14 protein-coding genes are annotated in these 14,286 nt (G+C 56.8%); all 14 read left to right on the forward strand.

All coding sequences use genetic code 11. The features are described 5' to 3' along the window. Positions 1-98 precede the first annotated feature (98 nt). The 14 genes from flhA (at position 99) to D777_RS02020 (ending at position 14,273) form a co-directional block, all read left to right on the forward strand. Positions 99-2,273, forward strand: coding sequence for a flagellar biosynthesis protein FlhA (flhA, locus tag D777_RS01955; protein WP_036128313.1), 2,175 nt, complete (start codon positions 99-101; stop codon positions 2,271-2,273). 57 nt (positions 2,274-2,330) lie between these two features. After that, positions 2,331-3,614 carry a flagellar biosynthesis protein FlhF gene (gene flhF, locus D777_RS01960; RefSeq protein WP_036128314.1) on the forward strand — a complete coding sequence of 428 codons (1,284 nt, stop codon included), beginning with the start codon at positions 2,331-2,333 and terminating at the stop codon, positions 3,612-3,614. Positions 3,615-3,622: 8 nt separating this feature from the next. After that, entirely contained in the window at positions 3,623-4,435 is an 813-nt protein-coding gene (locus D777_RS01965) for a MinD/ParA family protein (RefSeq protein WP_036128316.1), read from the forward strand. Between the two features lie 30 nt (positions 4,436-4,465). Then, positions 4,466-5,209 (forward strand): RNA polymerase sigma factor FliA, encoded by a 744-nt coding sequence (locus tag D777_RS01970; protein WP_036128318.1) that lies wholly within the window; start codon positions 4,466-4,468, stop codon positions 5,207-5,209. Between the two features lie 158 nt (positions 5,210-5,367). Beyond that, entirely contained in the window at positions 5,368-5,751 is a 384-nt protein-coding gene (gene cheY / locus D777_RS01975) for a chemotaxis response regulator CheY (protein WP_036128320.1), read from the forward strand. A 20-nt stretch (positions 5,752-5,771) separates the two neighbouring features. Continuing rightward, the gene (locus tag D777_RS01980; RefSeq protein ID WP_036128321.1) at positions 5,772-6,557 is read left to right on the forward strand and encodes a protein phosphatase CheZ; all 786 of its coding nucleotides are present in this window, start codon (positions 5,772-5,774) and stop codon (positions 6,555-6,557) included. Between the two features lie 18 nt (positions 6,558-6,575). Further along, complete coding sequence (locus tag D777_RS01985) at positions 6,576-8,741, forward strand: chemotaxis protein CheA (protein WP_036128323.1); 2,166 nt, start codon at positions 6,576-6,578, stop codon at positions 8,739-8,741. 40 nt (positions 8,742-8,781) lie between these two features. Continuing rightward, the gene (locus D777_RS01990) at positions 8,782-9,930 is read left to right on the forward strand and encodes a protein-glutamate methylesterase/protein-glutamine glutaminase (protein WP_036128324.1); all 1,149 of its coding nucleotides are present in this window, start codon (positions 8,782-8,784) and stop codon (positions 9,928-9,930) included. Continuing rightward, the gene (locus D777_RS01995; protein WP_036128326.1) at positions 9,930-10,670 is read left to right on the forward strand and encodes a flagellar motor protein; all 741 of its coding nucleotides are present in this window, start codon (positions 9,930-9,932) and stop codon (positions 10,668-10,670) included. The genes D777_RS01990 and D777_RS01995 overlap by 1 nt, the downstream gene beginning before the upstream one ends. 18 nt (positions 10,671-10,688) lie before the next feature. Further along, positions 10,689-11,471, forward strand: coding sequence for a flagellar motor protein MotD (motD, locus tag D777_RS02000; protein ID WP_036128327.1), 783 nt, complete (start codon positions 10,689-10,691; stop codon positions 11,469-11,471). Positions 11,472-11,670: 199 nt separating this feature from the next. After that, positions 11,671-12,468: a ParA family protein gene (locus tag D777_RS02005; protein ID WP_036128329.1), complete on the forward strand. Its 798-nt coding sequence runs from the start codon at positions 11,671-11,673 to the stop codon at positions 12,466-12,468. Beyond that, a complete protein-coding gene (locus D777_RS02010; protein ID WP_036128332.1) occupies positions 12,461-13,204 on the forward strand; it encodes a chemotaxis protein CheW in 744 nt (247 codons plus the stop codon). The genes D777_RS02005 and D777_RS02010 overlap by 8 nt, the downstream gene beginning before the upstream one ends. Before the next feature lie 133 nt (positions 13,205-13,337). Then, positions 13,338-13,826, forward strand: coding sequence for a chemotaxis protein CheW (locus D777_RS02015; protein WP_036128334.1), 489 nt, complete (start codon positions 13,338-13,340; stop codon positions 13,824-13,826). Between the two features lie 54 nt (positions 13,827-13,880). Continuing rightward, positions 13,881-14,273, forward strand: coding sequence for a DUF2802 domain-containing protein (locus D777_RS02020; RefSeq protein ID WP_036129545.1), 393 nt, complete (start codon positions 13,881-13,883; stop codon positions 14,271-14,273). Positions 14,274-14,286 lie beyond the last annotated feature (13 nt).

Genomic DNA, 14,286 nt, shown 5'->3' on the forward strand with positions numbered 1-14,286 from the left:
GTACGGATCTTGCCACGTTTCTAACAAGTGATGCTTCGGCGTCAGATTTTCGACCCTGAAAACGCCTGCGGGCGCGGCCAAGCGGAGATGTTTCCGGCATGGACAGAGCTCTAGTCCTCAACAACGTCAAATCCCTGACGCATGGAAATCTGGGCATTCCCATAATGCTGATGGGGCTTCTGGGTATGATGATCCTGCCCATGCCTGCGTTCCTGCTGGACGTCTTCTTCACGTTCAATATCACCCTCGCCATCGTTATTCTGCTGGTATGTGTTTACGCGCTGCGTCCCATGGAATTTGCCTCGTTCCCAACGGTGCTGCTGGTCGCAACGCTGCTACGTCTGGCGCTGAATGTGGCGTCGACCCGAATTGTATTGCTCGAAGGGCACGAGGGGGGCGATGCTGCGGGTAAGGTCATCGAATCCTTCGGTGCCGTCCTGATCGGCGGTAACTATGCCGTCGGTCTTGTGGTGTTTGCCATCCTGATGATTATCAACTTCCTGGTGGTCACCAAAGGTGCTGGCCGGGTCTCCGAGGTCAGTGCACGTTTTACCCTGGATGCGATGCCTGGCAAGCAGATGGCGATTGATGCTGATCTCAATGCGGGGCTGATCAATCAGGAAGAGGCCAAGCACCGTCGGGCGGAAATCGCCCAGGAAGCGGATTTCTACGGATCGATGGACGGTGCATCGAAATTCGTGAAAGGCGATGCGGTTGCCGGTCTGCTCATCCTCGCCATTAACATCGTTGGTGGTGTTGCTATTGGCATGCTGCAGCATGGTCTGGATTTTGGTCTGGCTATGCAGCGCTACGCGTTGCTGACCATTGGTGATGGTCTGGTCGCCCAGATCCCCTCTCTGTTGCTGTCTACTTCTGCGGCCATCATGGTCACCCGGGTTACCTCCAGTCAGGATATGGGCGGCCAGATACTCAGCCAGATGTTCAGTGCGCCCAAGGCCTTGGCCATTGCCGCCGGGATCCTGATCATCCTCGGTCTTATCCCAGGTATGCCCCATGTGGCTTTCCTCGGGTTGGGCGGGATCGCAGCCGGTGCCGCCTGGTATATCTGGAAGCGAGACCGGCAGACCGTGGAGGAGGAAGGTGTCTTTCCGGGGCGCGGTGGGCCAGCGCCTGGCGTGCGGCCAGCGGGGCGTGATCTGCCCCCCGGTGGAGAAGGCGAGTCTGGTGGTCAGTTGCCGGCTCCCAATGAGAGTAAAGAGCTGGGTTGGGATGATGTAGCAACGGTCGATATCGTCGGACTGGAGGTCGGATACAGGCTGATTCCTCTGGTCGATAAATCCCAGGGTGGTCAGTTGCTCAGCCGTATCAAAGGCGTGCGGAAGAAACTGTCACAGGACCTCGGCTTCCTGATGCCGTCCGTGCATATCCGCGACAACCTCGACCTGATGCCCAATGTTTATCGCATTACGCTGATGGGCGTGACCCTGGCAGAAGCGGAGATTCATCCGGATCGGGAGCTGGCCATTGATCCGGGGCAGGTATTTGGCAAGGTTGAAGGGATTGAAGGCAAGGATCCCGCCTTCGGTCTGGATGCCTGCTGGATTGAGGCAGACAAGAAAGACCAGGCGCAGACCCTGGGCTACACGGTCGTGGACGCCAGCACGGTTGTCGCGACCCATCTCAACCAGGTGCTTCAGAAGCATGCCCACGAGCTGCTGGGGCATGAGGAGGTCCAGAAGTGGCTTGATCAGCTGGAGAAGATTTCCCCGAAACTGGCGGAAGAGCTGGTGCCAACCACTATTTCTATCAGCTTGCTGCTGAAGGTGCTCCAGAACCTGCTGAAAGAGGAAGTGCCCATCCGGGATATGCGCTCCATTGCGGAGGCCGTCGTCAACGTCCATCCGAAGAGCCAGGATCCGAAACTGCTGACCACGGTGGCCCGCCAGGCGCTGCGTCGGATGATTGTCCAGAGTATCTGCGGCAACGAACCCGAAATCCCGGTGATCACCCTGGACCCAGAGTTGGAACAGTTATTGCTGAAGTCTGTTCAGCAGAGTCAACAATCCGGCGGTCAGGACGATATAGGGCTGGTTCTTGAACCAAACATGGTTGAAAAGCTGCAGCGATCGCTGCAGGACAGCGTCCAGCGTCAGGAAATGCTCGGTAAACCGGCCATTCTGCTGGTTTCCGGGCCGTTGAGACCGGTGCTGGCGAAGTTTGCGAGTTACGGCGTGGAGCGGTTGCACGTGCTCTCGTACCAGGAAATACCGGATAACAAACAGATCACGATTGTCGCGTCAGTTGGCCAGTAGTGGCTGGCTGACAGGAGAACCAGCGCATCGAATGTCGCCGGTGGAGGATGAAACAGCATGAAAGTAAAACGTTTTTTTGCTCAGTCAATGGCGGAAGCCCTGAAGCAGGTCAGCGAGCAGATGGGGCCCGATGCCGTAATCCTCTCCAATCGCCGGGTTGATGGAGGTGTCGAGATCGTGACGGCCCTCGACTACGACGAAAACATGGCGCGTCAGAAGCTTGGCGATCAGGCCCGAGAAGCCACCAATGGCTCTCGACTGGCGGAAATGCAGGCAGACCAGCATCGGCTTCTCCAAGACGAGTTGAGCCGCTCCCGGGATCGAATCCGGGAAGTTCGCGAAAAGCGGGCCGGCGTGGGCGCTTCCTACATGGATGCGGTCATCCCCGAGGAGCCGGAAGACGATCATGGTTTTGCCGACCTGACCTCGCCGGTAAAATCGGAGGGCTACTCTGATGAGCTGGCACAGATGCGCGCAGAAATCAGTTCCCTGCGGGACATGATGAGTGCACGGCACGGAGAGCCAGAAAAGCCGGTCAACACCGCAGTGCAGCAGCGTCTGGCTGAGCGGCTGCAGGAATTCGGATTGGGTGCTGAGCTGGCCACGTCTCTGTCCCATCGTCACAAAGCCGGGCGTCTGGAGGACGGCTGGAAGCAGTCTCTCAAGATGCTGGCGACCGGTGTTCGCACCTCCAGGCAGGAGTGGCTCGATGAGGGGGGCGTCTATGCGCTGGTTGGTCCGACCGGATCCGGAAAAACCACAACCATCGGCAAGCTGGCAGCACGTTATGTATTGCGTCATGGTGCCGATTCTCTGGCGCTGGTAACCACGGATCGGTACCGGGTCGCTGCCCACGAACAGTTGTTCGTGTTTGGGCGGATTCTAAACGTTCCGGTCAGGGTGGTGGACGAGAGCCATTCTCTGGATGATATTCTCGATGAGCTGTCGGACCGCCACCTGGTTCTGATCGATACGGCCGGCCTGACCAGCTCCGATCGCGGGTATCAGGAGCAGTTGGCCGAGCTGGCTCGTAGCCACCACAACATCCGGACCCATCTGGTGGTATCCGCCACGAGCCAGCCGCGCATCATGAAATCCGTCTGGCATTGCTATAAGATGGCAAATCTTGCGGGCTGCGTCATGACAAAAATTGACGAAGCCCTTACCCTCGGGGAGTCGCTGGGGTTTGTGATGGAAACGGCGTTGCCTGTGGCCTACTACACCGACGGACAGAAAATTCCCGAAGATCTGCATCATGCAGAAGCTGTCCCGCTGGTGCGACTGGCTGTGGAGCGGCTTAAAACGTTCAAACAGCAGCAGTCAGTCGCGGAAGGAGCCTGATAGAGATTATGAGCAAATCACATCCGGTACAGGTGATTGCGGTATCCGGTGGTAAGGGAGGGGTTGGTAAAAGCAACGTCTCGGTAAACCTCGGGATAGCCCTGGCTGAAAAAGGTCGGCGCGTTGTTTTGCTCGATGCGGATCTTGGCCTTGCCAATATCGATGTACTGTTGGGCCTGACTGCGAGCCGGAATCTGTCAGATGTGCTTTCAGGTGAGTGCGACCTCCGGGATGTCCTGGTTGATGGCCCGGGCGGCATCAAGATTGTGCCGGCCTCTTCCGGAACCCAACGTATGACGCAACTCAGCCCCATGGAGCATGCCGGGCTGATCAATGCGTTCAGCGAACTGGGCGACCAGATCGACGTGCTGATTGTCGACACCGCAGCGGGTATTTCGGAATCCGTTGTCAGTTTTTTGAGGGCGTCGCAGGAACTGCTGTTGGTGGTCTGCGACGAGCCAACCTCGATCACAGATGCCTACGCTTTGATCAAACTCATGAACCGTGACTACGGTACCAATCGCTTCCGCATTCTCGCTAACCAGGTGAGGAATGAGCAGGAAGGACGTCATCTCTTTGAAAAACTGACCCGGGTCACCGAGCGCTTCCTTGATGTGGCACTACAATATGTGGGTATGGTGCCTTACGACGAAGCCGTAAAAAAGGCCGTTCAGCGTCAACGGGCAGTGCTCGACGCTTATCCCCGGGCCAAAGCCTCCCTGGCTATAAAAGCCCTGGCAGACAAAGTCGATAGTTGGCCGCTGCCCTCAACGCCCCGCGGCCACCTGGAATTTTTCGTGGAGCGGCTCGTCGAAGTCTGAATCTGATCCAGTCAAAACAACACCGGATACGTGACATTGGCGAAAAAACTGGGACTTTATCAGCAGGCTAGCGCGCAGGGGCCTTCCCTCCTTATTGAGGAACATGCGCCGCTGGTCAAGAAAATTGCCCTGCATTTGATGGCCCGGTTGCCTGACTCAGTGCAACTGGACGATTTGATGCAGGCTGGCATGATCGGCCTTCTCGAGGCTGCCCAGCGCTATAGTTCCACCAAGGGGGCAACCTTTGAAACCTACGCGGGTATCCGAATCCGCGGAGCCATGGTGGATGAAATCCGAAAAGGTGACTGGGTGCCGCGCTCGGTTCATCGCAATGCCCGCCGAATTTCTCAGGCCATCAAGGCGGTTGAAGACCGTCTTGGCCGTGAAGCCCAGGATTCTGAAGTGGCCGATGAGCTGGGTATTGAACTAACCGAATACCATGCCTCTTTGTCTGACGCGAACGGCGGTCGACTTTTTAGCCTCGATGAACTCAATGAATCCGGAGAGTTGCCGATAGAAGAATCAGAGGGCAGCGGAAATCCGTTTGACGGTATGGCATCTGATGCATTCCGCCACAGCCTGGCAGCGGCCATTGAGGATCTGCCCGAGCGGGAAAAGCTGGTGTTGAGTCTTTACTACCAGGAAGAATTAAACCTTAAAGAAATCGGTGCGGTGCTTGGGGTTAGTGAAAGTCGAGTCAGCCAGATTCATAGCCAGGCGGCATTGAGATTACGAGGGCGCCTGTCTGATTGGCAGGAGGGCGCCGGAGAATAGGTTCTGGGCGGTCCATGAACCCTTTTGCTCTGTAGTTTTTGGTAACCGGTGCTTTACAACCGGAGTAAAGATCTGAAAATAAGCGATTAAACCAGCGGCCTGCTAGACTTCGAACACAAAGGTCAAACGAATTCCGGGTGTTACAAACGGAGGTCCCATTGGACAAGAACATGAAAATCCTCATCGTGGACGATTTCTCCACGATGCGACGGATCATCAAGAACCTGCTGCGTGATCTTGGCTTCACCAATACGGATGAAGCGGATGACGGCAACACCGCGTTGCCCATGCTGAAAAGCGGCAAGTACGATTTCCTGGTGACTGACTGGAACATGCCAGGCATGACCGGGTTCGATCTGCTGAAGGCGGTCCGTGCTGACGAGGATCTCAAGACCCTGCCGGTCCTGATGGTCACGGCGGAGGCGAAACGGGATCAGATTGTTGCGGCGGCGCAGGCTGGGGTTAATGGCTATGTGGTAAAACCGTTCACCGCGGCGGTCCTCAAGGAGAAAATCGAAAAGATTTTCGAGCGAATTCAATAACCAGAGGTCGGGTGGCTCTCATGAGCGATAGCAAAAAGCCCCATCGCGGCCTCGAACCCGAGGTGGCGGAAAAACTCAAACAGCAGGCCGCTGAACTCGCTGAAAGTACGCAAAACGGTGATTATGCCCGGTCGATGACCCTGATCAATGAACTCAGTGAGGTTCGCGATCAGAGTTTGTACCGTGAAGTGGGCCGGCTAACCCGGAGTCTTCACGAAGCGATACGGAACTTCCAGATTGATCCTCGCAGCGCCGAGCAGCAAGAGGCTCTGTCGAAGATGACCGACGCCTCGGACAGGCTTGAGTATGTCGTCCAGATGACCGGGGAAGCGGCCAATCGAACCATGGACCTGGTCGAAGAGACCATGCCGGTTGCCAGTGGGGTACGGGAGGAAGCCACAGCCCTGAGAGATGAGTGGCAGCGCTTGCGCCGACGTGAAATGGAGCCTGCGGAGTTCCGCGAGCTATACGGTCGTATTGACCGGTTTTTCGTTGGCCTGGCAAAGGATTCGGACACCATTTACGGAAATCTGTCTGAAATACTGATGGCGCAGGATTTCCAGGATCTCACCGGGCAGGTGATTCAGAAAGTTACCACTCTGGTGAAAGAGGTCGAAGAGCAAATGCTCAGTCTGGTTGTCATGGCGAGTCATGTTGATCAGTTGACGGGCACCGTGCACCAGATAGAGGAAAAAGAAGAGTCGCCAGAGAAGGGTGTAGGTCCTCAGATCAAAGCGGAAGAGCGTGAAGATGTAGTTTCGGGACAGGACGATGTCGATGACCTGCTGTCCAGTCTCGGTTTCTGAATAATAAGAGGATGACGCATGGCGTTTGATGCTGACGAAGAGATCCTGCAGGACTTCCTTGTTGAAGCGGGCGAGATACTCGAAAAGCTGTCCGAACAACTGGTAGATCTTGAGCAACATCCTGACGACAGCGATCTGCTCAACGCCATCTTCCGCGGATTCCACACGGTAAAGGGTGGTGCCGGCTTCCTGCAATTGGAAGCGCTGGTTAACTGCTGCCACTCCGCAGAAAACGTTTTCGACATTTTGCGCAATCACAAGCGTAAAGTGAGTGCTGAACTGATGGACGTTGTTCTGGAAGCTCTGGACAACGTCAACGCCATGTTCGAGCAGGTGCGCAACCATGAAGAACCAACACCGGCCCCGGAAGAACTGATCAATGCCCTGGACGCCTTTGCATTGCCCGAAGGTGAAGGCGAATCAGTCCCGGCTGTGGAGTCGGAAGCACCGGCCGAATCTGAACTGCCGGCCCAGGCTGAGACGGCAGGCAGTGATGAGTCGGGCGACGATGACGGTGGGGATATAACCGACGAAGAGTTCGAGCAGCTCCTGGATGCGCTGCATGACGGTGGCGCGCCGGGGCACGATGCGCCCAAGACTGCCGATGCTGATAGAAGCGCGGCAACCGGTGCGTCAGACGCTAACGGCGATGATGATATCACCGATGACGAGTTCGAGGCGCTGCTTGATGAGCTTCATGGCAAGGGCAAGTTCTCCGGTGCGCAGTCCGCGGAGGAAACTCCGGCGGAAACTAAGTCTGAACCGAAAGCAGCCTCGGACGGTGGTGACGATCTGATCACCGATGACGAGTTTGAAAAGCTGCTAGACGATCTTCACGGCAAGGGCGGCAGCCCGACTGCCCAGTCTGGCGGAGAAAAGGCTTCGGATAAGTCAGCTGAGGTACCCAGGCCGGAAACCAAGCCGACACCGAAGCCTGAACCCAAGCCAGAACCAAAAGCGGAAGCCAAGCCGGTGCCCAAGACATCGACGCCCGCAGCCCCGGGCCGGGATGCCGCACCTGCCGCTGAAACGACGGTTCGCGTTGACACCAAGCGCCTCGACGACATCATGAACATGGTGGGTGAGCTGGTGCTGGTCCGAAACCGGCTCCAGCGTCTGGGTGCCGAGAGTGAAGATGAGCAAATGCATAAGGCGGTGTCCAACCTGGACGTGGTGACCACCGACCTCCAGTCCGCGGTCATGCAGACTCGTATGCAGCCCATCAAAAAGGTGTTTGGCCGCTTTCCCAGGGTTGTTCGGGATCTTGCCCGCAGTCTGAAGAAAGAAGTCAATCTGGTGATGCATGGTGAAGACACTGATCTGGACAAAAACCTTGTGGAGGCACTCTCTGATCCGCTGGTTCACCTCGTCCGGAACTCGGTGGACCATGGGATTGAGGCTCCGGACGTCCGGGAGAACGCTGGCAAGCCCCGCAAAGGCACCGTGACCCTGTCAGCGGAGCAGGAAGGGGACCATATCCTGCTGTCGATCCAGGATGACGGTGCCGGCATGGATCCCGAGGTTCTGAGGCGCAAGGCTGTTGAGAAGGGCATCTATGATCAGGACGCCGCTGATCGCCTGACGGATAATGAGTGTTTTAACCTGATATTTGCGGCCGGATTCTCCACCAAAGAGCAGATTTCCGACGTGTCCGGTCGTGGCGTCGGCATGGATGTCGTCAAAACCAAGATTGGTCAGCTCAACGGCCAGATCAACATTGTGTCGGAGATGGGTAAAGGCTCTACGATCATTATCAAAGTGCCTCTGACACTGGCGATCATGCCGACCCTGATGATCATGCTTGGAGATCAGTCGTTTGCCTTGCCGCTGGTGAACGTGGTGGAAATTTTCCATCTGGATCTGACCAAGACCAACATTGTCGATGGCAAGGAATGCATCGTGGTCCGGGACAAAGTGTTCCCGCTCTTCCATGTCAAACGGTGGCTTGTGAGGGACAACGCAGGTGAGGTTGAACCTGAGAACGCCCATGTTGTGATCGTGGCCATGGGTACGAAGCAGGTGGGATTTGTCGTTGATCAACTGATCGGACAGGAAGAGGTGGTGATCAAGCCACTCGGCAAAGCTCTCCAGGGAACGCCTGGAATGGCTGGGGCAACCATCACCGGTGATGGTCGGATCGCGTTAATTATTGATGTTCCCAGCCTGCTGCAGCATTACAGCTGAGGCCATGCTTGCAGGGATAGGCTATCTGTAGGAGAAATGGATGACAGTTTCTGTCCTGGTCGTTGATGATTCAGGCTTTTTCAGAAAACGGCTGACGGAAATCCTGGCCGCCTCTGGCCAGATCAAGGTAGTCGGTGCTGCCACCAACGGCCGTGAAGGAGTTGAGCTCGCAGAGAAGCTCCGGCCTGACGTCATTACAATGGATTATGAGATGCCCGTTCTTGATGGCATCTCCGCCGTGCGTGAGATCATGAGAAAGCACCCCACGCCGGTGCTGATGTTCTCGTCATTGACCTATGAAGGCGCTCGAGTCACGCTCGATGCCCTCGAGGCGGGGGCCGTGGATTTCCTGCCCAAAAACTTTGAAGAAATCGCACGGGATTCCAGTCAGTTACAGAAGATTTTGATACAGCGCATCCTGGATGTTGCAGGTAGTCGTCCGGGCTCCCGACCAGCGCCGTCTCCGGCCCCTGCGCGTCCCACCGCATCAGCACCGCGAAGTCGCCCGGAGCCCACCAGGCCGGCGGCCAGAACATCCATTGCGACACCAGCCCGATCACCTGAAAAGAACGCCGAGGTTCAGGCACCACGTCGGCCTGCCCGCCGTGGTCCCGCCAAGCACTACAGTGTCGTTGGTATCGGTACGTCCACGGGCGGTCCGGTGGCACTGCAGAAGGTTCTGACCAAGTTACCGGCGTCCTTTCCTGCGCCGTTGGTATTGGTACAGCACATGCCTGCCAGTTTTACTCCGGCGTTTGCCGAGAGACTGAATAAGCTGTGCCAGATTGAAGTTCGCCAGGCGGCGGATGGTGATATGCTCCGGCCAGGCTTGGCGTTACTCGCCCCCGGGGGCAAACAGATGATGATCGAAAATCGGGGAGGGCAGCCCCGTGTCCGGATTTTGCCGGGTGACGAGCGCCTGAATTACAAACCCTGCGTGGACGTCACTTTTGGATCTCTGGCCAAAAGTTTCCCTGGTAAGACCCTTGGTGTGATCCTGACGGGTATGGGAGCGGACGGGCGCGAGGGTTGCCGGATGATGAAACAGAGTGGGTCGGACGTCTGGTCTCAGGACGAGAGGTCGTCGGTCATCTACGGCATGCCAATGGCGGTCGCCAAAGCCGGACTCAGTGACGAAGTGCTGGCCCTGGACGACATCGGCCCGCGGTTGATTGAAGGTGTCAGCTGATGGATATCCTCAGTCTGCTGGGTATCGTCCTTGCGTTCGCGGCAATTCTTGGTGGTAACCTGCTTGAAGGCGGGGCTCTGAGCTCGCTTTTCAACGGTCCTGCGGCGTTGATCGTGGTCGGTGGCACCCTGGCGGCGACCATTCTGCAAACGTCCTGGCCCATGCTGAAGCGTGCGTTCAGCCAGGTTCGCTGGGTGTTTGTTCCTCCGTTCATTAGCCTCGAAGATGGCATCGGGAAGGTGATCGACTGGAGTGTGAAGGCGCGTAAGCAGGGTCTGCTGGGGCTGGAGGGGCTGGCTGAAAAGGAGCCTGAGAAATTTGCCCAAAAGGGCCTTCAACTGCTGGTTGATGGTGCTGAAACCGAGACGATTCGAAGCATACTGGAAGTGGATCTGGAATCCAGAGAGCAGAGGGATCTGGAATCCGCTAGAGTCTTTGAAGCAATGGGCGGTTATTCGCCGACCATTGGTATTATTGGTGCCGTTATGGGACTGATCCAGGTGATGACCAATCTTGAGGATCCCCAGTCTCTGGGCGCCGGTATCGCGACTGCGTTCGTGGCGACAATCTATGGTGTCGCACTGGCCAACCTGCTGTTTTTCCCGGTGGCGAACAAGCTCCGGGGGATCGTCCGTGAACGCACGCGATACGAGGATATGATGATCGATGGGATCATCGCCATCGCAGACGGTGAGAACCCAAAATCCATCGAATTGAGGCTGCGGGGCTTCCTGCAGTAGCTCGTGAAAGGTCACCCCATGCGTCGCCGTAGACAACCCCAGGACGATCTTCATAACAAGGAGCGTTGGCTGATCTCCTACGCGGACTTCATTACGCTGCTGTTTGCCTTTTTTGTCGTAATGTATGCGGTCTCCTCGGTGAATGAGGGTAAATATAAAGTGCTGTCGGAAACGCTCACGGGCGTCTTTAATGCGCCGCAGCGTTCGTTTCAGCCGATTGAGGTGGGCGATCGACCGCAGCGCTCCCTCAATGCCCCCGCCGATACGGTCATACCACCGGCAGTGACAGAAGCTCCGAGGAATTCTGAGCGCGACACTCAGGCTCGCACCGAGGTGCTCCGGGCAATGGCCGACCAACTCTCGTTGGAGTTTGATGAGCTGATCAATCAGGGGGTTGTTACTCTGGAGACCAGTGATACCTGGCTGGAACTCAATCTGCCCAATAGCCTCCTGTTTGGCAGTGGTGACGCTGAGCCACACTATGATGCGTTTGAAGTTGTCGAGAAGATTGCCGTTGTGCTGAGGAACCGCGATAACGCGGTCAAGGTCGAGGGCTTTACCGACAACCAGCCGATAAACACCAATCGTTTCCCTTCCAACTGGGAACTTTCTGTCGCCCGGGCATCCGCAGTGGTTCGTATGCTGATGATGGAGGGGATTGAGCCGGAGCGCCTTGCCGCCGTTGGTTACGGGCAGTATCAACCGGTCGCCCGTAATGATACCGAGGAGGGGCGACGGCGTAACCGGCGCGTCGTGCTCCTGATTTCCCGTGATGCGAGCATCCGGGGAGCCATGCGGTAGTCTGCGACTCGGCTCTTGCGTATGTCCTCGTTGGCACGGTTCCTGTATTAATCCCCTTTAATGAGCAAACAACGGCAACGGGTTGCCGGTTTTCGTCTCCAGGCGCGGGCTCCCGGTTCAAGTTGAGTCCGTTCCGGCCGATAAACCCTGAAGCCATGTTTGAAACTGAAGTCAGTGACGTATCTCTGGAGATGCAAGCGTGCGAATCTGGGCGGTAGCCAATCAGAAAGGTGGTGTTGGAAAAACCACGTCCGTGGTCTCTCTGGGAGGCTTGCTTGCCGAGCGTGGTAAGCGCGTTCTGGTGGTGGATCTTGATCCCCATGGTTCCCTGACCAGCTGGTTTGGCTACGATCCGGACACCATTGCCCACAGTGTTTTTGATTTGTTCCAGCACCAGGGCAAAGTGCCGGAAGGTCTGCCGGCACAGCTGATCACCGAGACCGGCTGTAACGGGTTGTCACTGCTTCCTGCCAGTACTGCGTTGGCAACGTTGGAACGTCGGATGGTGGGCGTGGAAGGCATGGGGCTGATCATTTCCCGCGCCCTGGCTCAACTGTGGGACGATTTTGATTACGTCATTCTGGATAACACGCCGTCGCTGGGCGTGCTGATGGTCAATGCCCTGGCCGCGGCCCAGCACCTGATCATTCCAGTACAGACCGAGTTCCTTGCCATCAAGGGGCTTGAGCGCATGTTGCATACCCTGAAGATGATCATGCGATCCCAGAAAAATGAGCTGCCTTACACCATTGTGCCGACCCTGTTTGATCGACGCACCCAGGCTTCGGTGAAGAGTCTGAATCTGCTCCGAAAAACCTACCAGGAAAGTCTCTGGCGTTTTGCGATCCCGGTCGACACGAAATTCCGCGATGCGAGTCAGATGGGAAAAACGCCTTCGGTGCTTGATCCTTCCACGCATGGTGTCAGGGCATACACTCATCTGCTGGACGACTTGCTGGCCAGAACCGAATCCGTGACGGAGCGTCAGCATGGCTGACGAAAAATTGACAAAGCTGGCCGATCCGAAAACGGCCATCGCCAGCTATTTGGATGATCTTCTGCACACGGCCACGGATTCCGCCCGTTTGGAGGAGGAAGAGGTGGTCGTTGCAGAGCCCGTGGCTGAAGCCAGGTCAGAGTCTGCTCCCGAGCCAGAGCCAGAGCCAGAGCCAGAACCGATCGTAAAACCGGTCGTCAAGGAGCCGCCAAACCCGGTTGAAGTTGCTTACCCGGAACCAAAACCTGAGCCCGCAGCGCCTCCGGGGCGCCCGGAGTGGTCGGAAGAGCCGTTTGAGTGTCTGATCTTTACCGTGGCGGGGTTGCAGTTAGCCGTACCACTGATCCTGCTCGGTGCAATCCACCGGATCGAAGAAGAAATTCGACCGATTCCCGGCAGCCCTCGCTGGTACATGGGTATTCGGGCAGATCGCGACCAGAATCTTCGTGTGGTGGATACAGCGGAATGGATCATGGCAGGGCGCGTGCCAGAGGGTGTCCGTGACAATTACCGCTTTGTGATCCGGCTTGATAACAGCGAATGGGGATTGGCCTGTGACGATGTAGCGCAGTCGTTTACACTTCGACCCGATGAGGTTCGTTGGCGTACGGCCCGGAGCAAGCGGCCATGGCTAGCCGGAACGGTTATTGATCACATGTGCGCGTTGATTGATGTACGCACAATGGCAGATTTACTGGTCCGGGCAGAGCGAGAGCACCATCTGGACCTGAACTGAAGAAAACTTCGGTTACTCAATGAAACCGAGCCGGACTGGCACGGTTTGTGCCCTTAACTATAGTATTGGGCACTGATGATGAATTTTTGACGATCAGGTTGCCCGCGGGCAGCCTCACAGGAGATCTAGCACTATGGCTTCCCCCAGCGGACAACCGAATCAGTCCCAGGACGATCAGGTACTGCAGTACGTGACCTTCCGCCTGGATGATGAGACCTACGGTCTGAACGTCATGCAGATCCAGGAAGTGCTGAGATACACCGAGATCGCTCCGGTTCCGGGAGCGCCGGACTACGTGCTCGGCATCATCAACCTGCGGGGCAACGTGGTTACGGTTATCGACACCCGTCGCCGGTTCGGCCTGGCGGACGCAGATGTCACGGACGCCACCCGTATTGTGGTGATGGAATCTGCAAACCAGGTCATGGGCATTCTGGTGGATTCCGTGGCGGAAGTGGTTTACCTGAAATCCAGTGAAATTGAGACTGCGCCGAATGTGGGTAATGAGGAAAGTGCCAGATTTATCCAGGGCGTGTGCAACAAGGATGGCGAGCTGATCATTCTGGTCGAGTTCGACAAGATGCTGACTGAAAACGAATGGGCGGAAATCGCCTCGCTGTAACATTCAGCGACAACGATGGACGCCTTTCGTGAATACCAACGGGAGACGTCCGTCATGTTTGCAGAAATTCCTACCTATGTTCCCTGGGGCCTGACAGCCATGGCCCTTTGTCTTGTCCTCATCCAGGGCGTCCGGCAGAGTCGCCAGATCCGTCAGCTCCGAGGTTCTCTCAAGGAGCGATGCGACACACTCGGTCGTGAGCTTCACGCCACTACTAGCGGCAGTATGGGGGTGGGGCAGCGGCTGGTGGCGTGCGAGCGACAGCTGCACGAGCTGCGGACCATGCTTGATGAGATGCGCCAGAATGATCCTCTCCGGATTTCTTACGATGAAGCGTCCCGGTTGGTTGATTTGGGGGCAGAGATCGACGATCTTATGAATACGTGCGGAATATCCCGCCCCGAGGCCGAACTGGTGTCCGCGTTGAGAAAGCGCCAGGCGGCCTGAGACGCTGCCGTTA

The sequence above is a fragment of the Marinobacter nitratireducens genome (assembly GCF_000708045.1).
In the GTDB taxonomy this organism is placed as follows: domain Bacteria; phylum Pseudomonadota; class Gammaproteobacteria; order Pseudomonadales; family Oleiphilaceae; genus Marinobacter; species Marinobacter nitratireducens.